20 protein-coding genes, 1 pseudogene and 1 riboswitch are annotated in these 24,503 nt (G+C 37.3%); of the genes and pseudogenes, 18 read left to right on the top strand and 3 right to left on the bottom strand.

Translation table 11 applies throughout. The annotated features are described in order from the left end of the window. The first annotated feature begins 33 nt into the window (after nt 1–33). Complete coding sequence (locus tag ACIPKN_RS03070) at nt 34–234, top strand: cold-shock protein (protein WP_004230088.1); 201 nt, start codon at nt 34–36, stop codon at nt 232–234. 254 nt (nt 235–488) lie between these two features. On the opposite strand, the gene ACIPKN_RS03065 is transcribed toward ACIPKN_RS03070, so the two are convergent. After that, nucleotides 489–1,298: a S1C family serine protease gene (locus ACIPKN_RS03065; protein ID WP_400933287.1), complete on the bottom strand. Its 810-nt coding sequence runs from the start codon at nt 1,296–1,298 to the stop codon at nt 489–491. A gap of 1,360 nt (nt 1,299–2,658) precedes the next feature. On the opposite strand from ACIPKN_RS03065, the gene ACIPKN_RS03060 reads away from it, so the two are divergent. The 14 genes and pseudogenes from ACIPKN_RS03060 to ACIPKN_RS02995 all read left to right on the top strand — a co-directional run bounded on the left by ACIPKN_RS03060 (nt 2,659) and on the right by ACIPKN_RS02995 (nt 17,727). Continuing rightward, nucleotides 2,659–3,315 (top strand): DinB family protein, encoded by a 657-nt coding sequence (locus ACIPKN_RS03060; protein ID WP_400933285.1) that lies wholly within the window; start codon nt 2,659–2,661, stop codon nt 3,313–3,315. Beyond that, nucleotides 3,316–3,495: pseudogene (locus ACIPKN_RS03055) on the top strand (4Fe-4S binding protein); the annotation flags it as partial. It abuts the gene before it with no gap. Nucleotides 3,496–3,534: 39 nt separating this feature from the next. Continuing rightward, complete coding sequence (locus ACIPKN_RS03050) at nt 3,535–4,521, top strand: Coenzyme F420 hydrogenase/dehydrogenase, beta subunit C-terminal domain (protein ID WP_400934038.1); 987 nt, start codon at nt 3,535–3,537, stop codon at nt 4,519–4,521. A 67-nt stretch (nt 4,522–4,588) separates the two neighbouring features. Then, nucleotides 4,589–5,923: a 3-phosphoshikimate 1-carboxyvinyltransferase gene (aroA, locus tag ACIPKN_RS03045; protein ID WP_400934035.1), complete on the top strand. Its 1,335-nt coding sequence runs from the start codon at nt 4,589–4,591 to the stop codon at nt 5,921–5,923. A 2-nt stretch (nt 5,924–5,925) separates the two neighbouring features. Next, nucleotides 5,926–6,675 (top strand): SDR family NAD(P)-dependent oxidoreductase, encoded by a 750-nt coding sequence (locus tag ACIPKN_RS03040; protein WP_185903422.1) that lies wholly within the window; start codon nt 5,926–5,928, stop codon nt 6,673–6,675. Nucleotides 6,676–6,703: 28 nt separating this feature from the next. Then, complete coding sequence (locus ACIPKN_RS03035) at nt 6,704–7,477, top strand: creatininase family protein (RefSeq protein ID WP_400933283.1); 774 nt, start codon at nt 6,704–6,706, stop codon at nt 7,475–7,477. After that, entirely contained in the window at nt 7,474–8,805 is a 1,332-nt protein-coding gene (locus ACIPKN_RS03030) for an aspartate aminotransferase family protein (RefSeq protein WP_400933281.1), read from the top strand. Before ACIPKN_RS03035 ends, ACIPKN_RS03030 begins: the two co-directional genes overlap by 4 nt. Nucleotides 8,806–8,819: 14 nt before the next feature. Further along, nucleotides 8,820–9,656: a PhzF family phenazine biosynthesis protein gene (locus ACIPKN_RS03025; RefSeq protein WP_400933279.1), complete on the top strand. Its 837-nt coding sequence runs from the start codon at nt 8,820–8,822 to the stop codon at nt 9,654–9,656. A gap of 25 nt (nt 9,657–9,681) precedes the next feature. After that, nucleotides 9,682–10,956, top strand: coding sequence for a GNAT family N-acetyltransferase (locus ACIPKN_RS03020; protein ID WP_400933277.1), 1,275 nt, complete (start codon nt 9,682–9,684; stop codon nt 10,954–10,956). 25 nt (nt 10,957–10,981) lie between these two features. Then, complete coding sequence (locus tag ACIPKN_RS03015) at nt 10,982–12,304, top strand: ATP-grasp domain-containing protein (RefSeq protein WP_400933275.1); 1,323 nt, start codon at nt 10,982–10,984, stop codon at nt 12,302–12,304. A 26-nt stretch (nt 12,305–12,330) separates the two neighbouring features. After that, nucleotides 12,331–13,851, top strand: coding sequence for an ABC transporter substrate-binding protein (locus tag ACIPKN_RS03010; RefSeq protein ID WP_400933273.1), 1,521 nt, complete (start codon nt 12,331–12,333; stop codon nt 13,849–13,851). A gap of 32 nt (nt 13,852–13,883) precedes the next feature. Beyond that, nucleotides 13,884–15,182, top strand: coding sequence for an ATP-grasp domain-containing protein (locus tag ACIPKN_RS03005; RefSeq protein WP_400933271.1), 1,299 nt, complete (start codon nt 13,884–13,886; stop codon nt 15,180–15,182). Between the two features lie 4 nt (nt 15,183–15,186). Next, nucleotides 15,187–16,440, top strand: coding sequence for an MFS transporter (locus ACIPKN_RS03000; RefSeq protein ID WP_400933269.1), 1,254 nt, complete (start codon nt 15,187–15,189; stop codon nt 16,438–16,440). A gap of 210 nt (nt 16,441–16,650) precedes the next feature. Beyond that, on the top strand, nt 16,651–17,727 hold the full coding sequence (locus tag ACIPKN_RS02995) for a bifunctional 3-deoxy-7-phosphoheptulonate synthase/chorismate mutase (RefSeq protein ID WP_400934034.1): 1,077 nt from the start codon (nt 16,651–16,653) through the stop codon (nt 17,725–17,727). Between the two features lie 183 nt (nt 17,728–17,910). On the opposite strand, the gene ACIPKN_RS02990 is transcribed toward ACIPKN_RS02995, so the two are convergent. Continuing rightward, on the bottom strand, nt 17,911–19,515 hold the full coding sequence (locus ACIPKN_RS02990) for an ABC-F family ATP-binding cassette domain-containing protein (protein WP_100541926.1): 1,605 nt from the start codon (nt 19,513–19,515) through the stop codon (nt 17,911–17,913). 264 nt (nt 19,516–19,779) lie between these two features. Here ACIPKN_RS02990 and ACIPKN_RS02985 point away from each other — a divergent pair, with 264 nt between their 5' ends. The 3 genes from ACIPKN_RS02985 (at nt 19,780) to ACIPKN_RS02975 (ending at nt 23,076) form a co-directional block, all read left to right on the top strand. Beyond that, nucleotides 19,780–20,772, top strand: a complete 993-nt coding sequence (locus ACIPKN_RS02985) for a tyrosine-type recombinase/integrase (protein ID WP_400933266.1) — start codon at nt 19,780–19,782, stop codon at nt 20,770–20,772. A 370-nt stretch (nt 20,773–21,142) separates the two neighbouring features. After that, the gene (locus ACIPKN_RS02980; protein WP_400933264.1) at nt 21,143–21,934 is read left to right on the top strand and encodes a hypothetical protein; all 792 of its coding nucleotides are present in this window, start codon (nt 21,143–21,145) and stop codon (nt 21,932–21,934) included. Nucleotides 21,935–21,987: 53 nt separating this feature from the next. Further along, entirely contained in the window at nt 21,988–23,076 is a 1,089-nt protein-coding gene (locus tag ACIPKN_RS02975) for a hypothetical protein (RefSeq protein WP_400933262.1), read from the top strand. Between the two features lie 76 nt (nt 23,077–23,152). After that, nucleotides 23,153–23,297: riboswitch (cobalamin riboswitch) on the top strand. A gap of 327 nt (nt 23,298–23,624) precedes the next feature. Here ACIPKN_RS02975 and ACIPKN_RS02970 read toward each other — a convergent pair. Then, the gene (locus ACIPKN_RS02970) at nt 23,625–23,969 is read right to left on the bottom strand and encodes a helix-turn-helix domain-containing protein (RefSeq protein ID WP_400933260.1); all 345 of its coding nucleotides are present in this window, start codon (nt 23,967–23,969) and stop codon (nt 23,625–23,627) included. Between the last annotated feature and the right edge of the window lie 534 nt (nt 23,970–24,503).

The raw sequence follows: 24,503 nt of genomic DNA, 5'->3' as shown, positions 1-24,503 counted from the left end.
TTGTTCACTTTTATTTTTTGGAGGTTTTCTTAAATGAAACAAGGTACAGTAAAATGGTTTAACTCAGAAAAAGGTTTTGGATTCATCGAAGTTGAAGGTGAAAACGACGTATTCGTACACTTCTCAGCTATCCAAGGCGAAGGTTTCAAAACTCTTGACGAAGGTCAAAAAGTGGAATTCGAAGTTGTAGATGGCAACCGCGGACCACAAGCTGCTAACGTAACTAAACTTTAATTCTCAGTAATTAAAATTACTTCCGTTAAAAAAAGGCATCCTATTGATATAGGATGCCTTTTTTTTATATGCTTCGAACATTTGAGAGTTACAAAATATGATTACTAGTGACTTGGTATTTGAAAGAGTCTAGATACTACGATTCATACAGATCAAAAATTAAGTTTCTCAATTTCTGTACGATTTAATAATTATATTATGTAAACAAAATAAATTGCTTGTCTCTTTAGTATGAGAACAAGCAACTTTTCGGATTAATTACTTAGTATGCGTTGTAGCACTTCAACAGGAATAAACAAGCCAACACGACCATATGGATCTTTTTTCGCCGTTGCAAAGACGATTCCAATCACCTCACCAGCAGCATTTATAACAGGACTGCCACTATTTCCTCGATAAACAGGGGCTTTCATCATCATAATAGGCTCCTGCCAATCATCAACGAAAGTTGACTCCAGTAAAGTTCCTTCATTTGCAATGCCCGTAAAGGCTAATGGATTACCAATGAAATAGACATGCTCATGTTTGCTATAGTTAGGATTTTCTGCAAGCGAGAGGGAAGGTAAGTCATCACCAGCTACCTGCAATAATGCTAAATCTACGTCAGGGAAACTTTGTAGTACCTTGGCAGCCATTAACCCTTCTTCAGGAAAAATGACGAATAATGATTGAGCATCTTCTACAACATGTGCATTGGTTACGATAAGTCCATCTGAAGAAATTGAAAAACCAGTGCCTTTACTAGAACCTGTAGAAATCTCTACTACAGCTTTTTTATAGGTTTTTATATCTTCTTGCGCTGATAGCCGTGCAGACACCTTCAAAAATTCAAGAGCTGGAGGGGAGTAAATTTGAAAGATAAGAGCAAAGGTATTCAAAATTAATACAAATGCCATACTCCAGACAATCCATTTGACAATTGGTTTTCGTTTTTTAGGCTTTTTACCTTGTAGTAGTTCTTCTTGTTCTTGTGCCAACGCCTTTTGCTGTTCAGCGAGGACAAGTTCTATTAATTCTTCTTCTGTCAATTCTTCATCTGTTGTTGATCTATGTATATCATTCATAAAAACCCTCCTTACCCAAAATGAAAAGCGCCCATGCAGGACACCTGTAAAGTAATTCTTATTTAAATTTTTAGGGCTGAGGTAATGACGAAAGGTTCCTTATCAGTTGTCAGCATTGTGTCATTTATACGAATAAGGCTGATATTTTTAAAAAATATTGCGATATCGTCATTATCCTCTGAGTGTGCTAGCTGAATAACATCATGATAGGCAGTTGCTTCAGTAGTGGTTCGTTAACTTGTAGTTCATATGAGTACATTCAGGCTCATACTAGAGTCCTTTGGCTATTTGCCTTCATTATACGTGAAGTATATAGGTTATACGAACATTATGAAAATCAGTTTTCCTCATTGCTAGTTGTTTGAAACGTACACTTAAGCCGATGGGCATGGCATGTAGGGTTAAGTGTGTAGCAATCAACATCAGTGATGATAGGCATAGTACATCCATCTAGCTGTTCAATACATTATAAGGCTTTCTTCCAGTTCCCAAACCATCATATTGTTCATGTTACCTAAAATAATCGCTGAAGCTTTGTCGAAAATGCCGTGTAGTTTTGCATGGTAAAGTTTTTCTCGCAATACTTTTAGAGGAAGTAAGGTTTCCAACGAAGCCGTACATTGTATTTATATTTTCACCTAAAAAACGACCTTTAGCAATGCCAGATTGAACTGTAATCCATGAATTGTGATGCAGGTTTTATCTGTCGTTTTTTCTAACCAGTTAAGTCGATCATCTGTCCAAATAGGTGGGATTTGGATGTTATAGAGAACATAAAATACCTCTTTCTATTTAATAAAGCTTTTATACATGATTTTACAATTTAAAGATTCGCATTCTTGTTATGAGGAAAGAGAAGTAAAAAGTAACTAAATGAATAGTTCTAACAAAATAAATGAATAAATAATAATGTTATGTAAACTCGATACTAAGCTTGTAAGAGAGTTATCAGTTTACAAAAAAATGGGTGTTGATATATGTACCGGCGTGGTCAGCATTAGCACAAGGCACTATTCAAGTATTAAAAGCTATAACAGATGACAATCTAGAGTAAAGCATTGTAGAAGGTTCCAATACATTTAGTTTGTTATTTATACACTGAAAAGCTCACATTTGATATGTGGACTTTTGAACTGAATATGATGGGAATTTTAACCATTATGTCACATTTAATACTATTACTAGTAATTTTTTCTAATTCCAGTATTGAATTTTCTGGAAATATATTGTAAAGTGGGTATGAAATTTTAATATTTTGATTTTTCTCTTTAGTGATATCTTTTCGTATATTTCAAGTATTGTTAATTTTACTAGTGTGTAAGGTTTCTTACTTTCAAAAAGAAAAAAGAGGTGGTTTGTTTTGGGAAAATTCAGATTTAATAGTATATTAGAAAAAATTTTTTCTGGTAAATTATTGACAGAAGAGGATCGTATTTGGGCAGAACAGGTTGTTGCATTTAAAGAAGCTACATCAGGGCAAATAAGAGCATACGAAATTGCTACCAAGCCTGGTTTTGACCTTAAACAATCACTGTTTTCTACTATTGAAAAATTAGAAGAATTGTTGAAAAGATGCCCTCAAGAAGGGCTTAATATGTGTCCTGCTCCAAACAAGTGGTCTGTACACCAAATTATAGGCCATTTAGCTGATAACGAGGTCTGTAATTCAGTACGCGTACGTTGTATTTTAACAGAGGATTGCCCCAATTTGGTTGGATACGACTCAGATGACTGGGAGCGATGGTTTAGGCTTGATGATGTGTGGGCTTGTTTCGCACGTTTTAAAAGAGAACGTATGAACCTGTTATCTTTACTAGATACCTTACATGAAGAAGAGTGGAATCGTGTCGGATATTTAGATTATCGAGGAAATGAACAACTGCGTGTTCTATTAGGTGTTCTGGCAGGTCATGATGAGAATCATATCAATCAAATGAAACGGACAATCGAATATGTAGAACGGGCGTTAGATGTCAACATAACGACTGAAAAAATTAGTGAAAGGGGTTTAATATAGATGTCGTACTTGCAACTTCAAGAAGAAATTTTGGATCAAGATTTATGTACTAGTTGTGGTGCTTGTGTGGCAGTATGTCCGGCTAACATCATCAGTTTAAACGACGCTTTTTTACCTGAAACGACTTTGGATTCTGAAATGATATCGAATGTTTGCGTTTCATGTAACCTATGCAGTGAGATATGTCCAGGGAAGGAGACGGACGTACCGGCATCCGAGATGTTTCTCTTCGGCCGCACACGGATTCCTGAGGAGCGTTGGACTGGTATTATGCAAAAATCTAATTTAGTTTCCGCTGTAGATTCAAGCATACGTGATCGAGCTTCTGCTGGTGGTGCTGCAACTGGTTTATTAGTGTCTGCACTACGATCAGGATTAGTTGATGCAGTTCTAGTTATTGATCGTGATAAAGAACGTCCTTGGATTCCTCAGGCAATCTTGACTGATGATGAACAGACAATTATTAATTGCGCGCAATCAACATATTGTGTGGCTCCAAACTTGCACTTGTTAAAAGAAACAAAGTACGAACGAATTGGCATAGTTGGTTTGGCATGTGAGATCCAGGCTATCCGAAAGATTCAACGACATCCAAAAACTGCAGATCTAGCCAAGAAAATTGTGTTTACAATTGAAATTGGGTGTGCATCTAGTACTAAGTTGTCGGGAACAGAGCATCTTATAGAGAATAAACTTAATATCCCGCTCGAAGAGGTAGCAAATGTGAGATATCGCGATGGCCAGTATCCAGGAGCCTTTACAGTTTATACAAAGGACGATAAATCCAAAGGACTTCCATTTTTTGAATTGGTAAAGGAGTTCAAAAAATTCAAAACATTCAGGTGTCTATCTTGTCGTGATTGGTGGTCTGGTATTGCAGACATTTCTATTTCAGATGGGGATCCTAACATTTATGCTTCAAGTCAACACGGTGATATCCCAAGTCGTTTCTCAATGGTAGTAACCCGAACAGACATTGGTCAGAGGTTACTCGAACTCGGCGTAAATTCAGGTACCTTAGTAGCAGTACCTGAAAAATTTGAACCAGAAGAGAGCTTAGGGTTGCAACGTAAAAGATTCCGTAGCTCTAGCTTTGCAAAGGAATATCCTGGACGTGTTCCGGATTCTGCGGTGTTGTTTCCAGATGATGACGCGGAAAGGGAGGATGATGAGATAATTGCTACTATGTCAAACCGCATCTCCTGACTCAATGAATCGGCTATTTTAAAATGGGGGTTTTTTCTTGAATAAAGTGACAATATATCCGAGGCTTATGCCTCATGAAAATATAATTTGGAGGCCTCCTGGAGACAAGTCTATCAGTCAAAGAGCTACCTTTTTGACAAGTCTAGCGGAGGGAACCAGTCGCATCTCAGGACTACTATGGTCTGAGGATACGATAAACAATTTGAAATGTCTTAAGCAGATTGGAGTACAGATTAAAACTGTTGGAGAGGATGTCCTCATATCTGGTGTAGGGAAGTATGGATATCATACAGGAAACAAATCTGTTAACTTGGGGAATTCCGCTACTTCATCTCGCATCATGCTTGCGCTCTTATGTGGTCAGCGTGGGTGTTTCCGAGTTGATGGTAACCAAGTTTTGCGTCGTCGTCCAATGAGCTGGATTGTTGAATCTTTAAGAGATATGGGAGCCAAGATTGAATGGGAAGGAGAAACTGGTTATCTTCCTGTAGATGTAACTGGAGCTTTATTAAAGGGCAGGCATCACCGAATTCGAGTCTCAAGTGCTCAAGCAGTCTCGGCGCTACTTTTTGCAGCACTGCTGGCTGATAATCCAACTCGTATTTATAGGAAGACAAAAGCTCGGGATCATACTGAACGGCTGTTTAACTATTTTGGATTTAATTTAGTTGATACTGGGGATTATCTTGAACTTACTCCTCCGAACAAAATACTGGCGCTTGATTTGTCAGTTCCTGGAGATGTATCTTCTGCTGCGTTTCTAGTTGGATTGGTCGCCATGCAAAGAAATCCAGGCCTATCATTAACGGTTAAAGATGTGAACTTAAATCCAACACGTACAGGATTCTTAGATGTAATTCGACGTATGGGGGCTGATATAGATGTTCTAGAGCAAGGTACGGTATGTGGTGAGCCGATAGGGAAAGTGGTTATCCGCTCAGGCCGTAAACTTAAAGGTGTGACGATTGCTGGTGATGCATTTGTCCAGAGTATGATTGATGAAATACCAATCATCGCAGCTGTAGCAGCAACCGCTAAAGGTGAAACAGTAATTTTAGATGCTCACGAACTAGCTGATAAAGATACTGACCGTGCGTTTACTACCATTGAGTTATTGCGACAATTTGGAATTAGTGCTCGGTCTATTGACGGAGGACTGATAATTCCTCCGGGACCGTTTAGTAGTCCTGGAACTGTAACAGTACCAAATGACCATCGGATAGCTATGGTAGCCATGATTATAGCGAGTTGTTGCGCTCAGGAAACGATTATACATAACTGGGATGTGGTACGTGTTTCGTTTCCGGGTTTTTTAGATGAATTTAATCGCATAGGGCATGCCGTAGCAGATAGCGAATTGAAGTTATGGGGTCCTCATTCTCTAGAGGAAGTGGGGGTATAAGAATGAAAAAACTCGCAGTAATTATAGGGGGGGCTGGCTTTATCGGACAAAGTGTAGCTAAACGTTTCGGTGAAGATGGATATGCTGTTAGCTTGTTTGATCGTGACGAACAAGCGTTAAAGTCTGCAACTGCATCATTACAAGCCCTCGGCATTGAGTGTCACCCAAGGGTGGTAGATGCTCTTAACGAAGAGCAAATGAAACAGGAAGCCGATAGTTTATACCGAGTAATTGGACCTGCAGCAACTTTGGTGACTGCTAACGGCTTTTCTCCTAAACGGAACGGTAAACGACCGAGCACATTAGAAGTACAGGGTGATGAGTGGCGTTTAGTAATGGATATTAATTTAAACGCTGTCTTTTACAGCATCGCATCTTTCTTACCTCAGATGAAAGACGTTAAAAGTGGGCGGATCGTTACGATTTCATCAACGGCTGGCCTAGTAGGTTCGCAAACTGCAGGGGTACATTACTGTACAGCGAAGTCTGCGATTATCGGATTGACAAAATCACTAGCAATCGAGTTTGCTTCTGATGGCATATTGATCAACTCGGTGGCTCCGGGGAAAATCGAAAACCCAAACTGGGGCGATGTAAAGTCTGAAATGGAGCGTTATGCGAGTACAGTCCCTCTCGGACGACTTGCTAAGGCTGATGAAATATCAGAAATGATACAATTTTTGGCTTCGGAGCGGAACACATATATAACAGGGAAAGTTATTACTTTAGACGGGGGACGTACTCCAGTTTAATCTGTAATTTAAAAAGGAGAGAAGAGATATGAGTTATACTTTAGCCGGAAACGGAGTCTTGACAGATATACCTTGGGTAGATTTAAAATCGAGTCAACTTGATTTCTTGGTACTTGCGACTGGCAGTGTCGAGCAGCATGGGCCACATCTTCCTCTTGGAGCTGACTATCTTGTGGCGGAGCGAATTGCGCAGGAGGTCGTACGCCGCTTTAGCGTTTTACAGCTCCCTTTTACTCCAGTTGGAGTGAATTTTATGTTCCAAAACTGGGCAGGAACACTCAACATTTCAGCTGAAACATACACTAAGCTTATCGTGGAAATCGGAGCTAATGCAGCAAAAATCTGTCCGCGTCTCCTAATTATTAATGGACATGATGAAAATCAGCCTTTACTACTCACGGCTGCACAGCAACTGGTTACAGACTACGGTATGGAAGTCGTGGTTTTTGAATGGGCGGAATTGGTTCTTGATATTCTACGTTCGGTTTGTGAGTCAAAATATGAAATGCACGCTGGAGAAGGTTTGACATCACTGTTTCTCCATTGGTTTCCTCAACATGTGAGAATGGAGCGAATTAAGGAAGGTACACAAATTTCAGGAGGTCTCGCTTCAAACGATATCCATCTTGATCATAGGGCATATAACCCACGTTTGATTAACCCAAGCCCGGAGGCATCAGGCGTGTTTGGCAATCCTTCTCTTGCTAATGCCGAGAAAGGTGCAAAAATATCAGAAGCCTTGATAAAGCGTGTAACAGAACTGGTGCGAGAATTAAATTGGGAAGGAGCAGCCGCTCGATGAATAAACAAACGATTATAGATGTTGTGACGAAGCTAGAATCCCCATCAATGGCGGATATTATTTGTAAAGAAACAAAACTGGATTGGGAAAGTAGTTCAGGATTTCGCGTCTGGAACGAAACCGGAGATGAATATTTGGATTTGACTGCAGGTTCTGGCGTACACAATGTTGGCCACAATCATCCTGAAGTTCTCACTGCTATAATTCAGCAACTCCAATCTATTTCCCACACAGGTTGGCAATTTCCTACTCGCTCCCGTGCTAACCTTCTGGAGAAACTTAGTAACTTAGTCCCGTTTGAACAGCCACAATTCCTCTTTACTGTTACAGGATCTGAAGCCGTAGAGGGTGCCTTGAAAGTAGCACGGATGGCCAAGAGGCGACCGGCTATACTTAGTTTTCAAGGTGGTTTTCATGGGAAAACGGGAGGATCACTTACTGTGACGGCAAATCCGAAATTACGTGCAGGTGTCTCTAGTCATGCTGCTGATACTATTCGTCTCCCCTTCCCGGATGATGATGCGTTACGTGTGCACGGATTTAAGGTCCCTTCCGTAGAGGAATATCTTGAATGGATAAAGCGCTTTATTATACATCCAGATTTTCCTATCGATCAGGTTGCTGGGATTATAGTTGAACCGGTGCAAGGATCTTCTGGTATGACTGCCGCGCCACCAAACTTTCTTAAAGCTCTAAGACAGCTGACGGATGAGAATGATATGTTGTTAATTTTAGACGAGATCTATACTGGCATGGGCAGAACAGGTCGTTTATTTGGGTTCCAGCATGACAATATAACACCAGATATTATTATTATGGGAAAAGCACTAGGAGGTGGTTTACCAATTTCGTTAGTTGCTGCCCCATCATCAATTATGCAACAAGTACCTGCTTACAAGCAAACCAGTACATTTTCTGCACATCCGGTTGCGTGTGCGGCTGGTGTGAAAGTGTTAGAGATCCTAATCCAAGAGAGCTTACCTCAAAATGCTTTAGAACGGGGAGAGCAATTTAGGAGCAGATTGGAGGCACTTAACGGAGAGTTTTTAGAGAATAGCGGAGTTCATCTTGTCGTTACAGGACGAGGGCTCATGCTAGGAGTTCGAATAGAAGCTAATACGCCAGCTAACTCTGAAAGACTAGCAAGGCAGCTTAATGAGCATTTAAAGGAACAATATGTTATTTGTTTGCTGGGAGGAACGTTTAATAACGTAATCAAAATTACACCGCCACTTACTTTAACATCATCAGATGTGGATATGATTTGCAATCGGTTTGCTTTAGCGATTGGCAAGATGATTACCCAGGAGTCCACTTTGAATTATTAAGAGGAGAGAAAGTTATGGGAAAATTCTGGTTAGCACGTGTATTTTATGATGAAGATATTTCGGGCAACCTTACAGGAGTTGTCAAGCTTGAATCCGATATAGGAATAGAGACTAGTCAGGGGATAGCTACCCGACTTCAATTACCCGACACGGCTTTTATTTGGAATAATAAAACGATGCAACACCGGACGTTCTCTCCGTATGAAGAGCTAAAATTTTGTACCCAGACTTTGTTGGCAAGTGCCGCAGTACAATATGGGCAAAGTATTGGTTTTGCGCGCTTTCAATATGAAACTGCTGTTGGTATAGTTTCTGTATTTACAGAAGGTGATGGTTTTTGGTGGATTGATTCCAACCCCGACCTGGTCATTCCTTATTCGGATATACACGGACTGACACAACTTGGTATATCAGGAGAGGTATTGGCTGGGAAAGTTTGTATAGGCGGTGTTGGCCGACGACGACTTTACATTCCGGTAGCAACAGAAGATGACCTATACAGTATTCGTTTAATACCGTCAAAGGTTATGCATATATGTACAGAACTTGGTATAACTGGGATTTCGTTTTTTGTCAAGCTCAGATCGGATTATGTTCTCTTACGTGTGTTTACTACCTCGCTAGCTGGTAATGAGGATGCAGCTACAGGGGGCGCCGCTCTTGGTTTAATTGGATATGATCAGTATTGTTCATTTGGCCTGTCTAGTAACGTTCGTGTGGATCAAGGACATATAGAATCCTCTAGCAGGGGCTGTATCTATTTACAACAAGATTCGAGCGGTCGTACTTTCCTTGGAGCAAAAGTGGAGGTTCTAGCAGAGGGCTCAATTCTTCCAAAGCAAATGTATTAGAAAGGTGAAAGGTATGAATACACAAATGAATTTAGATATTACACAGAAGGTTGAACAACTTTTTTCAGAGAGATTCGATTTAAATGGCAATATTGGACGTTGTTATAAAAGTGTTAAGGAGATTCCCTCGGATGCTCTGCAAAAGATTACTCAGGAACAAAGCTTTTGGTGTTCTAGTGAATGGTTGACTTACGTTGAGCAGATACCAGAAGTCCAAATGTTGTATCTTGTAATAGAGGACTGTAAGGGGAACTTAGCAGGAATTTTACCTTGTCAACTTGTTACAAATGCAAATGGCTTATTATTTTATAATATACCCCGTAGTTTGATTGAAGGTGGAAACTTTGGCAATCCAGATTTTTTGACTCTAGCACAACAAGAGGAACTTAAAGAATCTCAAAACGAAATACAATGTCAAAACCTATACCCATCCTTGATAGCAGCTACACCTAATTCATATTGTGCGCTTATGGTTAGCCCAAGCATTTCTGCTAATGAACGTCAAAAAATCATTAGCGCAATGGTGAAATTTTTTGAATGTTGCGCATATCAATTAGGAAGTCGAGTTCACGGATTATTTTATATACCGGAGGATTTGTCTACAGATATGGCACGAAATTTACCAGATAAATATCAAAAAGTAAGGGTTGGGGCTGATACGATTTTACCTGTACGCTGGAAGTCGTTCGAGGAGTATTTAAAGTTTTTTAATGATCATCGCCGTAACACAATCCGCAGAGAGCGTAAAAAATTCATAAATGCTGGGTTGGACGTTAAGGTCTTATGCGGTGCCGAAGGACTTACAAACGAGTTAATTGAATTACAGCTCTCCATACGCTCAAAGTATGGTCATGGTGGAGACCTTAACCAATTACGCAACAGTTTTATTGCGATGCGGGAAAATCTTGCTGATCGGATTAGAGTTTTTACTGCTGTTTGTAAAGGAGAGACCGTTGGGTTTGTATTATTTTTCGAATATGATAACGTATTGTATTCTCATGTAGCCGGATTTGACTATGAAAAGTTAGATAAGGTATTTTGCTACCCTAATATTTGTTTTTACGAACCTTTAATTTATGCGATAAAACAGGGAATTACGCGAATTCATTATGGACTTTCCTCTTATGAAGGGAAGGTAAGGCGGGGTTGTGAACTTTTTGATTTAGGAGCGTATATAACACTGGATACCGAATATGATGATTCATTACTAAAACATATTGTCAATCTTATGTCGTACAGTGAAGAACAGCAATTAAACTATTTCCGAAAAATGGTTGTTCAATCATTGAAAGACTATTAATTTATTAGGAAGTTGGTGTTTATTCATGAGTGAAAAACGATATCGTCTTTTAATAGTGGATGCTCCAGGTGGGCCGTCGCCATCAGTGTACATACCTATGCTTCCCAAAGATTTCGAAGTGAGAGTGGTTCTCGCAAAACCAGAGAAAGATAAGATGTTTCAACAACGATTATCTGCTTTAGAAAAGCATGTGAAGGTATATGTAGTTGAAGACCGATGTAAGCTTAAGCAGGAGGTAGAACGTATTGCAAGTTTATTTGGAGCTCAAGGATTACTTGCTTTTAGTGAAAGAGTTGTACATGACGTAAACGAAGTTGCTTATCGTTTGGGATTACCGTCAAATTCGGAGCAGACACAACAAGCTTTACAAAATAAGGAGTTGCAACGTGAAACTTTATCTAAAGGAGGGGTAGCCACTCCAAAAATCTATAAGATAGAAGGTTCTCATCACCTGCAAGCTGCTGCGAAATACGTTGGCTTCCCTGCTGTTCTGAAACCAGTTATTGGAATTGGTAGTTTGTCAACTTACGATATTCAATCAATGAAAGAGTTAGAGGAAGTATTTGAATTAGCGACAACATTATATCAAAATGATGCGCGTGTGCATGGCTCCCCCAATTTTCTGTTGGAGAAAAAATTGATTGGTACACGTTGGCACGAAGACGAGCGATACGGAGATCATGTAAGTGTTGAGTCACTAGTGTCACACGGAAATATTCTTCATTTAACAGTGACAGACAAACTGCCTTTGGTATTTCCGTTTCGTGAAACGGGCGATGTCATGCCATCTTTTCTGCCTGAATTTCGACTAAAAAGTATTTATGAGGAAGCGGAGTGTGCTATTCAATTACTTGGTATTGAAGTAGGAGCTGTACACACTGAGATTAAATTGACAACAGATGGACCACGTATAATTGAAGTAAACGGACGTGTGGGAGGGGGGATAACAGAGATGTTATCCTATGCTGCTAATTATAACATAGTAGCTGAGTTAGCACGAATTGCAGTAGGTATTCCGCCATCAAATGAACCATCATTCAGGGACTATTGCGGATTTTTCACGCCACAACCGCCTGTTTTGGACATTAAATTAGAAAGAGTACCAAGCGTAACTGAAATTATGGATTTACCTGGGGTGATAGAAGCGGAAATCGTGTACCCTGTCGGATCGGAACCAAATTGGCGCATTGGGACAGGAAGTAATTTGGCCCGTGTTATAGCGGTATCAAATAAAAGAGAGGATATTCTCAATCTTGGTACAAAATTGTCAGACTTAAGCTTATTCAGTTATTCGACAAAAGGTAAGGAAAGTAGCGATTCTGATTACAGAAAGGGTGTAAATGTATGAAAGAAAATAATGTAATAAGTGTATTTATGGGTGAGCCCACTTCAATTGACCCATGTTTTGGTTCAGAGCATGATGGTGCCTTGGTATTGCGTTTTTTAAGCGATCCGTTAATAGACTTTACACCGGATACCGGACAAGCTAAGCCGGCGGCAGCTCAATCATGGATATTAGAAGAAGAAGGATGCGTTATACGTTTGTTTTTACGAAAAGGCGTTCGTTTTCATCATGGGCGCGAAGTTGTTGCCGATGACTACATCTATTCTTGGAATCGTTTAGCAAAACCTTCACAAAACTCCGAGCTTGCTTATCATTTAAGCATAATTAAGGGATTTGAAGAGATACATTCTGGTGTAGCTGATCATATGAGTGGTTTGGAAGCAATCGGACCATATGAGTTATTAGTACGTTTGACTGAACCATTTGCTGAAGTCCCAGCCCTCTTCGGACATCATTGTACCGCTGCTGTACCTCGAGAATTGGTTGAGCAGGACCCAGAAAAATTTCGTGACAATGTAGTCTCTACAGGACCATATATGTTGGCTGAACCGTGGGTGCATAATAGCTATGTTCGGTTGAAACGTTTTGATGATTACTATGCAGCTAATGAAGCTTTTATTGATGGTGGAAGAGGATATTTAGATGAAATTGAGTTCCGTATTTATGAAGATCTTGATGATGCCTATTCTGATTGGAAAGAAGGTAAGTTAGATATCACAAAAGTACCACCGAAGTCGTTGGATGAAGCAATGTCTTTTGGAGACTGCTTCCGTAGCACACCTTGTGCATTGATGCAGTATATTGGATTTCCGAATGATTTGCCTCCTTTTGACAATGTTTTGGTTCGCCAAGCAATTGCTTTGGGGATTGACCGTCAAAATATAATTGATAACGTGTTTGCAGGTACTCGTCCATTAGCAACGGGTGTATTACCACCAATGGTTGGATCCGAATTCCGCACCAACATTTCAGATATTCTTTCTCAAGAGACTAATGTAGACCGAGCACGTGAACTACTTAAGCAGGCAGGAGTATCTCTACCTTTAAAAGTTCCATTTTATTACAATGAAGGTTTAGGACACGAAACTTGGGTACGTGAGGTAAAGCATCAGCTCGTAAATAATCTCAATATTGAACTCGAATTACGTCCGTTACCCTGGGGTCAATTTTTAGACAAGTTACAGAGTGGAATTGACGGAATGTTCCGAATGACGTGGGCGATTGACTGCCCAAGTCCCGATAACGTATTGTTCCCACTTTTCCATTCTAATTCTATTGGAATGGACAATTTTTCAAGCTTTAACAACGCAATCTTCGATAATACGTTAATGGAAGCACGTGCTATGTTAGATATCGATCAGCGTAAATTAAAATATCAAGAAGCTGAGAATATCATATTAGAACAAATGCCTATTCTACCATTATGGTACGGGATACAATACCACGTGGTTGCTAAGGAGCGTTTTGAATTTACTGGAAATCGTGTGGTGGATATTTTCGGAGAGCCAGTCCTACGCCACGTGAAAGCCAAAGTCACAATTACTAAATAGTAAATTTGATAACCAAAGGAGAGCTGTGGATAATGAACACATCTGATAAAGTACCGAACGAAACTTTATTTCAAAAACGCCATCACGTCTTAATTGTAGGTGGTGGTTCTGATCTCATACCTCGACTTCGTGCCGTTGACACAAATGTACAAACGTCTGTAATCTGTCGTCCCTCTGTTTTAAAATTTGTTTATGAGATTGAAAAGAACAATAAAGTCTTAGTTATAGAAGAAAAAGCGGATACTCAGGCGTGGGTAGAACATGCAGGTGCACTACACAAAATTGATCCTTTCGACTCAGTAGTTTCCTTCGCAGAGATTGATCAAGATAAAGCAGCTGCAATTAGTGAGTCACTAGGATTGGACTATCACAGCTCCTCTACAATCGAGTGGGTGCATAACAAACTTCAAATGCGTGAACAACTGCGCTCAACCGGAGTAGAAGATATTCCAAATGCATTAGTTTTGAGTGCTGAAGAAGTGATGGAATTTGGACAAAAGTGGGGATACCCACTGATTATTAAACCTTGCAAAGGTCGTGCTAGTGCAGGGGTTTCAGTTGTCTATGGACCAGAAGATGTGGCTATAAAATTTGAACGTTCCAATACGGCGACTGCACCCCGTTTGGAACCTTCACCCTTAATAGTAGAACGTTATCTGCAAGGTCGTGAATATAGTGTTGAAGCAATTTCTGAGGGAGGCCAACATGTAATTCTGTCTATCGTTGAGAAGTATAAAGAGGAGGTCAGTAAGGTCGAAATTGGCCATATGATTCCGGCTATACTTGATTCAAACACATATACAGAAATTGAAAACCATATCGTAAAGGTATTAGATGCATTAAACATTCGCTTTGGAATTACTCACACCGAAATCATGTTAACTGGGGAAGGTCCTCGTGTCATCGAAACACATGTGCGAGCAGCTGGGGATGATATTCCCTATTTATTACAAGATTCTCTGGGATTAGACCCGTTGCAGTACGTGGTGGAACAGGCCGCTGGGGAATCGATATATGAGCGATTGAAGATGGATGTACAAAGAGCCAAACGAACGCAAAAAGGAGTGGCAATCTGGTTTGTTCATACCGACCTAGAAGGGGAGTTACTAAATGTGGAGAACACTGAGCAAGTATCACAAGCCGAAGGGGTCGTAGAATTCATTCCTAGCTTCGAACTTGGTATGACTTTGGAAGGTTTGAAAAACTCATATTCACGCCTGGCATCAATTCGAACAGTTGCTGAAACTCCTATACAAGCGTTAGAGTTGGCAAAAGCAGCAGCAGATCAACTCAAGTTACAAGTAAAAGTTCACAGTAACGTAGGGAGTTGATTGATTGAAGTCAAATACCTTTTTGTTAAAACAGCTAGACCGAAGAGCTTACTTTTTACTATTAAATGTATTGTTTACTAATATCGGGCTTGGTGGTCATTCATTAATGACCGGGATTTTGATTTATAATGTAACAGGGTCAGTGGTAGCATTTGCCACTACATTAAGTCTGGGGTTTGCTCTTGATTTAGTCGGACAGTTCTTCGGAGGAGGTATTCTTGATCGGATTAGCCCACGTAGTACAGCTAATTTCGTCAATATTTCTAGGGGGCTTCTGATAATTATCGCGGGTATTCTTGTAATCGTTACAAAAAGCATCGTGGGTGTGATAATTGTTTCGCTATACATGAGTATAATGGGGCCTGCATACCGTGCAAGTATCTTTTCATTGTCACCACAGTTAATCCAGCAAGAATTGCTTAGCCGCTACAATGCACTTCGTATGGGGGTCATGCAAGCTGGGCAATTACTTGGTCTAGGGATGAGCACCCTTATACTTGCAATGGCTAATAAAGAGCTTGCTTTCATCTCTCTTGGAATTTGGTTCTTGCTGGGAGGTCTTATGACATTTTCACTAGGCAAATTACCTTCTCTTGAAAAAACAATACATTCCAAAATGTTTAACTTTACTCAAACATTACTTGAATGGAAGGAGCTATTAGTGGCATTTCGCACTACCCCAAGCATATATGCCCATGTCTTGATATCCAGTAGTGGTCTATTAATTACAGCAATTATTAACTTGCTGATTGTTCCGCTCAACGAATCACTTAAAGGTCAATCATTTGGATACGTTATATTGGATGGTGGATACATAGTCGGAGCATTTTTAGCTTCCTATCTACTTTCACGTATAGTTAGGTTAGAACGTTTATCTCGATATATTGTAAATATTAGTTTGTGGTTATCTACAGGAGCGATCTTCTTAGTTGGAGGGGGTAACATTTACTTTGCTGGTTTTTGGTTATTTGTAATAGGCTTTTCATCTACAAGTGCAGTGATATGCTTAGATACTTCCTTGCAATTACGTGTTGGAAGCAATTACCTGGGTCGGACAGCTATTTTTCAGGATGTGTTCATGTCATTGGTAGCAGTGTTCCTTGTTCCTATCATAGCTAATACAATTGAAGCTCAAGGCATCCAGTCATCATTGAACCTAACTTCACTAGTTTTATTTATCTATGCTGGTTTTACGCTGCTGTGTGGCTCAAGCTTCATATTTGGAAAGCGAATGTTCGAGAAATCTATCCAACTATAATATATAACATTCAATTATTAGTTATTTTTCCAATGAGAGTTTGAAGTTAAAGCAATATTGGGTGGTATTATTTCTTGGTAGAAATATACCGTTCAATATTGCTTGCATTTTTTTAAATAAACAGATTGTTACAAAATGAATTTCCTAGAGCTCAAAAAACGATCATATTTTATCATATATAGTTAAGTAACTAACAAGGAGGATTTTATGATATTAACTCATGAAGTAGACTTGCTACGAGAAAAAATAGATGATATTAATTTACAGATATTACATTTACTAAATGAACGTGCAAAGGTTGTTCAAGAAATTGGTGGATACAAAAAATCACAAAGTACAAAACGCTTTGATCCCCTACGCGAGCGTGAAGCACTTGATTTGATTGCCCAGAATAATGAAGGTCCGTTCGAAACAGCTACCATTCAGCATATTTTCAAAACTATTTTTAAAGCAAGTCTAGAATTGCAAGAAGATGATAATCGGAAAGCATTATTGGTTTCACGAAAAAAGAAACAGGAAAATACAATTGTAGATATTAAAGGTGAATTATTAGGAAGTGGCTTACAGACATTTATTATGGGACCTTGTGCAGTTGAAAGCTTAGACCAGGTTCGTCAAGTAGCTCAGGCTATGAGAGAACATGGAATAAAATTAATGCGGGGTGGTGCGTTCAAACCGAGAACATCGCCTTATGATTTTCAAGGATTGGGAATAGAAGGATTACAAATTTTACGCCAAGTAGCAGATGAATTTGATTTAGCAATTATTAGTGAAATATTAAATCCCAATGATGTAGAAATGGCACTTGATTACGTTGATGTAATTCAAGTTGGCGCTCGAAATATGCAAAACTTCGATTTATTAAAAACCCTAGGAAAAACGAGTAAACCAGTATTATTAAAACGGGGCATAGCAGCGACAATTGATGAGTTCGTCCATGCAGCCGAATATATTATTGCGCAAGGAAATGATGAAATAATTTTATGTGAGCGAGGTATTCGTACATATGAAAAGGCAACACGTAATACACTTGATATTTCTGCAGTGCCGATTTTAAAGAAAGAAACACATTTACCGGTTGTTGTTGATGTAACACATTCAACTGGACGAAAAGATTTACTTCTTCCAACTGCAAAAGCGGCACTAGCAATTGGTGTAGATGCAGTTATGGCAGAAGTACATCCAGACCCAGCAGTCGCATTATCTGATTCTGCACAGCAAATGGATATTCTGGAATTCCATACATTCATAGAAGAATTAAAAAGATTCAAGAATAAGTTATCTTAATTCTATAGTGAATTTGCGTGGAAAGGAAAGTTTTATTACGAATTTTCTTTGTTACAGAAATTGATCGATGGGAGAAGCTAGTATAAGCTCGACAAAGTAATAATTTACTTGCAAAAATTAAGTAAATAAATGTATAAAAAAACAGGGTTCTCCTTTTTGAATAGGAGGACCCTGTTTTGTTCATTAGTTTAAGCCTTGGCTATCTTTCCACTCTAGGAATTCATCATAAGTTAATAGTTTATCTAAAATTGTACCGTCTTCACGGATTTCGATGACACGGTTAGCAATAGTTTGGATGAACTGATGGTCATGAGATGTGAAGAGCATTGCACCTTTGAAGCGCATAAGTCCTTCGTTTAATGCTTGGATTGACTCAAGGTCAAGGTGGTTCGTTGGCTCATCCAGTAAAATAACGTTTGCTGTTGCAAGCATCATTTTTGATAGCATACAACGAACTTTTTCGCCTCCTGATAAAACGGAAGGAGATTTTTTCACTTCTTCACCAGAGAATAGCATACGACCTAAGAAGCCACGTAAGAAGCTTTCTGTTTCATCATCAGGAGAATATTGGCGTAACCATTCCACTAATGATTTCTCTGAGCCTTCGAAGTATTTATCGTGATCATTTTCAAAGTAGCTTTGAGAGGTTGTTACGCCCCATTTGAATGTACCAGCATCTGCTTTTCTTTCGTCCATTAGAATATCAAGAAGAGCCGTTTTTGCCATTGGATTACCAAGTAAAATGATTTTATCCTCTTTGTTCATTGAAAAGCGAATATCTTTAAATAGTGTTTCGCCTTCATTGCTTGCTGTAAGGCCTTCCACCGTTAACACATCATTACCGATTTCACGTCCAGTTTGGAAGTTGATGAACGGATATTTTCGGCTAGAAGGTTTAATGTCGTCTAGCTCGATTTTATCCAACATTTTCTTACGAGAAGTTGCTTGGCTTGATTTTGAAGCGTTCGCAGAGAAACGAGCAACGAATGCTTGTAGCTCTTTAATCTTTTCTTCTTTCTTCTTGTTTTGGTCTGCCATCATTTTTTGTGCTAGTTGGCTAGACTCATACCAGAAGTCATAGTTACCAACATATAATTGGATTTTAGAGAAATCAAGGTCAGCAATATGTGTACATACTTTGTTTAAGAAGTGACGGTCATGGGATACGACAATAACCGTATTTTCAAAGTTAATTAAGAATTCTTCTAACCATTGGATTGCTTTTAAGTCAAGGTGGTTGGTAGGCTCATCTAGTAATAGAACGTCTGGCTTACCAAATAGAGCTTGTGCTAACAATACTTTGACTTTGTCAGAACCTTCAAGGTCAGCCATTAGCATATAGTGAAGCTCGTCGCCAATCCCTAATCCGTTTAATAATGTTGCTGCTTCTGAGTCAGCTTCCCAACCATTTAGGTCAGCGAATTCACCCTCTAATTCAGCAGCACGCATGCCATCCTCATCAGAAAAGTCTTCTTTTGCGTAGATAGCGTCTTTTTCAGATTTTACTTCCCAAAGACGTTTGTTCCCCATAACAACTGTATCTAATACATTAAATTCATCGTATTCAAAGTGGTTTTGTTTAAGAACTGATAAACGTTCGTCCTTACCCATCGATACGTGACCTTCTTGTGCTTCAATTTCACCAGAAAGAATTTTTAAAAATGTTGATTTACCAGCACCATTTGCTCCGATTAAACCGTAGCAATTCCCCGGTGTGAATTTTATATTTACGTCTTCAAATAGTTTACGATCGCCATAGCGAAGACCTACATTACTTACTTGAATCATGCAAGTTCCTCCTTTTTTCACAATGGCACTAGTATATCATGAAATATGTACCATAGTCTATAAACATTATTAAATCAACGTTTGCGTTTATGGCTTGTCAGGTGTTTGAGTGGAATAGGAGGGTGGGGGAATAGAACGATGTAGAAATAAGGATCAGTAACAAAGTACCTTAAACATTTTTATGGTAAAGAACAGGTAAGTAAATGTAATTGATTTATCCTTAATTTATTACCTTTTAATATTTCATTGAAAGGAAGATGCAAAATGTCTAGAAAAGTAAAAGAATTGAGAATGAATGATGTTGTTTTTAAGCCTAGCTTACAACCTAAGCAATCGGGAGATAATACCGCCAAACGTAAATCCGATTCAATCCTAATCGATCAAGCACTTGAAATAGTAAATCGACAAATGCAATTACAAGGACTAAGACATAAAACTTTGTTGACTTATAACCAGACGATGCAAAAATTTGTAGAGTTTTTAAATATTGAGACGGTGGATGATATTAATAAAGATGGATTCATGAATTGGATGGAATCACTCAATCATTTAGATAAGACGACTCAAGCTAATAGATTTAGGTTTGTATCGGCAATTTTAACTAGGTTTTATGAGAATGGTTGGATTAAAGGTAATAAATTTTGGAAGGACGTTAAAATTAAAGTAGATAAAAAAGTAAAAAAGGCAGCAGATGAAAAAGAATTAGAAATATTACTATCGGTGATCGACACTACCACATGGCTTGGCTGGCGAGACGTAACAGTTTTACTTCTACTATATAGGACAGGCATACGTATTCACACTTTAACAAGCCTAAAAGAGGAACATATAGATTTTAATGAAAAAATGTTGGTTCTATCTGGTGACATCATGAAAAATGGGCAGGTACTGAAGATTCCGTTAGAAGATGAATTATTAATGTTGCTTGATCGGTTAATTAGGCAAAATCATGAGGTTAGGAAACGTTATAAAGAGAAAAATGATTATGTTTTTATTACGAAAAGTGGAAAGCCAATATTGAATGACTATTCCCATAACAATGCTATTTCAAAACGTATAAACGCTTACTCTAAAAAATATGGACTTTCAATTTCACCACACAAAATACGTAGATTATATGCGACTAACTTGGTACGTAAAAAAGTACCGTTGGCAATTATTTCAAAGGCGCTTGGTCATTCTTCATATGAGGTAACAAGGAGATACATCGAAATGGATGCCGATGAGGTGGCTGATACTTTACGTAAATATTTATGATGTATTGACAACAATAAAAAAGAGAGCGAGCTATTTGCGGTAGCTGACTCTCAACACTCAATTAGCTATACACCAATACAACTAAATATGATCGATTATTGCCTTTATTTTACTTCAAAAAAAGTAAAATGCAAAGGTCTAGTTTCATCATGAGAATCAGCTGTCTATGTTAGCTGATTCTTTTTTTTGAGTCGCTAACGTAGGCAGCCACTTTTGCACCAAGCCGTTTTCCTTATTTCGGCTTCATTGTGTATCTAGCCCTTAACAGAATGTCAATGAAAACATCACGGATTTCCATAATAATTCATTTAATAGGAATTATTTCTTGTGGTATTATATAGGAGTAATTACTTAAAAAAATTGGAGAATTATGATGAAAGATATTATTGAGAATTTTGGGAGTTTAGTGCCTATTTTAACTGCAGTATTTGGTGTTAGTATAATGAGTCTTATTCTATCCTTGGTTACTTCATTATCTTATGACTCGTTTGATATGAGATTATTATCAAGAGATAAATTTGCAGTGATCAAATTTAAAAAAAATATAAGTGTATTTCTGATTATCATTCCAGTTTATTGTGCGTTAGCATTCTTATTAGCATATGAAGCAGTAATATTTCCTGCGTTTTTGAAATTAATATACGTTCTATTCTTCTTAGCTACTGTAGGCATAATCCTTCGTTATTTAGTATCTTTTTTGGAGTTTATCTTTATAAAAAGTGTTAACCTTAGATGGTTAAATTGGGTAAGAATCCTCCTTGCTAAACTTTCTTTTATTTATAAATTAAATGTTAAAACAAAAATTTATATGACATTAGCATTCTTGCTTCTTTCTCTAACAATGCTTGCTTATGGGTATATTGCTAACGTAGAAACGGTATTAACTAGCCTAACAGAGTATTTAATAGCAATGATAGGGATTTCATTTTTATTATTATATTCATTAAAACCAGATACTAAATCTGTTGATTACATCTTTATTGAAGAAAATGCTAACTTAAGCAACTTATTAGAAAAGAATGAGATTACAGAAAAGCTAAGATTAGAATACTTTTTGACTGATTCTATAACAGTGTTTTCAACTGAAGATAGAGTATTCAGGGTAATTAAACGAATATCGGAATCTAAAAGTACATACGAGATATATAAAATTAATGAGTAAAATTCACTGAACTAAAGAGTCATTTATGTGTTTTTATATGGAGGAAAAAGATATTGAGGGACTATTTAATAACTATAAATCACGATTTACATGGATTAAAAAAAATAATGTTAGTAGGACATTATTCTCTAAATTTTGGCTCAGCGCCTGTATTCTCTATCTTTCGTGATATTTGTGTAGTACTAGATGAAACTAACAAAGTTTTAAAAGAAGATGGAGTTATACTCACTGATATACCCCAAATAGGAATAATAGAAGAAGTACGTCATAAAGTAAAGACAAATCAAGGTTTTCAAAATAGGGAAATTTTCAATAATCTCCTAGATGGGCATAAAAAAATTTTTGGAGATGATATAGATAACTTGGGATTCTATATAGATAATGATACATTTGCTAGCAGTACTTTATTCCCGACTTTTGTTTTCGCTAATACGCCTTATTTAAATACTTTGTTTAATATAAATGATAGTAACGAACACACAAACTTTGATACTACTATTGCTTTATTGATACAAGAAATTTTAGCTTTGATAAATCAACCGATACATTTAGACTCTAAACCATTTAAAAATATTAGTGAGAAAGAGTATGTACTTAAAGATGTTTGGGATAAAAGGTTTTACACCGAAGATATAATTTATAATGTACTTTTAACAAGACTTCTTCTTATTCAAAATGAACTAACTACCTGTACTTGGCTAGAAAATCATCTGGAATATCAATCACCTAAATTTAATTTAGATAAATACATTTTATTACGATTAACCTCCATTAAGTTATTTGAAACAATGAGGAATCTATTGGATATGAGGGATAGAGTCGAACTCCAAAAATATTGGATTGACCTCAATTTGAATAGTTTGGATTATTTGCTTGCTGAATATGAAAATACATTTGGAGATGAGATGAAAGTATTAAGAAATATGCTTCACTATAATAATAAGGGAAATAATTTTTATGATTATCTTCAGAAACAACTTCAGAAAGATAATGAGTACCCAGATAAATTAATAGAAACAATATTTAAGTACATTTATGAGATTAGAAGAACTATTTCAGATACTATCAACATTCAATCATATAAAAGTATGAGCGACTTTGAAAAAATAACACGTCGAATGAATAGTAGTTTGTTGAATTAAAGATTTTATAAAACTAATGTCTATTATTATGGATAATTTGACATTAATAATTTATTATTATAGTAATTGAATAGATAATATTAACAATAGGTACTACTTTTAAGTAGATTTAAATGGGAAGTCGGAGTAGATTAATCTTTATTCTTAAAGCCGACGCTGTTTACGCAACTGTAAATGCTGATATAGCAAGCCAGGAGACCAGCCAAACACATTTATTATTACTCTTCGGAGTAAAGTGTTTGCTAGTTCATGCGTATTTTTAAACAGCATTTTCAAGCCACTTTACTAAGGAGCTATTCAATAATTCTTGGTAAAGAGGTGAGTAAAATGGAAATGCTAAACATTTTTCTTTCTATTGCTACTTTTATATGTTTTTTGATTTTTGGTATATTAAACATAGTGTTAAAAATAATTGAGTTAAATAAATGATCTTAGGGCGCAGCCATTTAATTGGTTTGCGCTTTTTTTTTTAATATTATCAACTTAGATTTAAATAGTACAAAAAAGGACTAGCTATAAAAGCTAATCCAAGTCATTTAGATATACAATCATTTTTTTGCTAAACTTTTCGCTAAATGTAGAGTGTTTTCTAATGTTACAAGTAGAAATTCTTTTTCCTCGTCTTTTAATCCGCTGATTATCTGTTGTAGTTTGTTATCAAGATAACTTTCAGAATTGTTGGTTAAGTCTAAATATTTTTTATCAGTTCGTCCTAGTAAATAATCAGTACTGACATTAAAATAATCTGCAACTTTAACAAGGTTACTTCCTTTTGGAGTGTTTTTCTTCCAAGAGTAGAGGGTATTTTTACTTAATTCAATTCTTTCCTCTAATGTATTTACAGATATACCTTGTTCATCACAAAGTTTTTTTAATATGTCAAATGCTGTCATAATAATGTCTCCTATCGTCTGCACAAATTTAGTTAAAATAATTTTTAAAATAGGTTTGACTTTTAAAACTAGTTTTAATATACTGTAGTTAAGTTATTTATTTAGCTAAAAAAGGCAATAAAAAATATAACAGATTTAAAAACATTCTATCGTTGGGGAACGGTTGATGTTGATTTAAGGCTTTTTAAAAGTCTTATTTAACTATGCCTTAATTTTAAATCTAGTTTTAAAAAATGTCAATATAATTAATGGATGTTTTAACTCATGTTTATAAAAAATAAAGCACAAGAGGTGATAACTTAAAATTACTAATCGCAATAATCAGATACTTCAACTATCTGCCTGATGTGGCAGACGAGGAAATACAGGTTTTAGACTACTGGCATCAATTTTTAATATTGTTGGCTAATTTACTGGCTATCGTATTAATCATTACTATTTAAAGTGGGAGGAAGTGTGGTAGTAGTATATGCAAGTACTAACAATACTAACAGATTTACAGTGTAAATTTTTATTGCAAATAAACTCATATCA

The sequence above is a fragment of the Lysinibacillus sp. NPDC086135 genome (genome assembly GCF_044746345.1).
Classification (GTDB): Bacteria; Bacillota; Bacilli; order Bacillales_A; family Planococcaceae; genus Lysinibacillus.
This window is presented reverse-complemented; position numbering and strand designations above follow the sequence as displayed.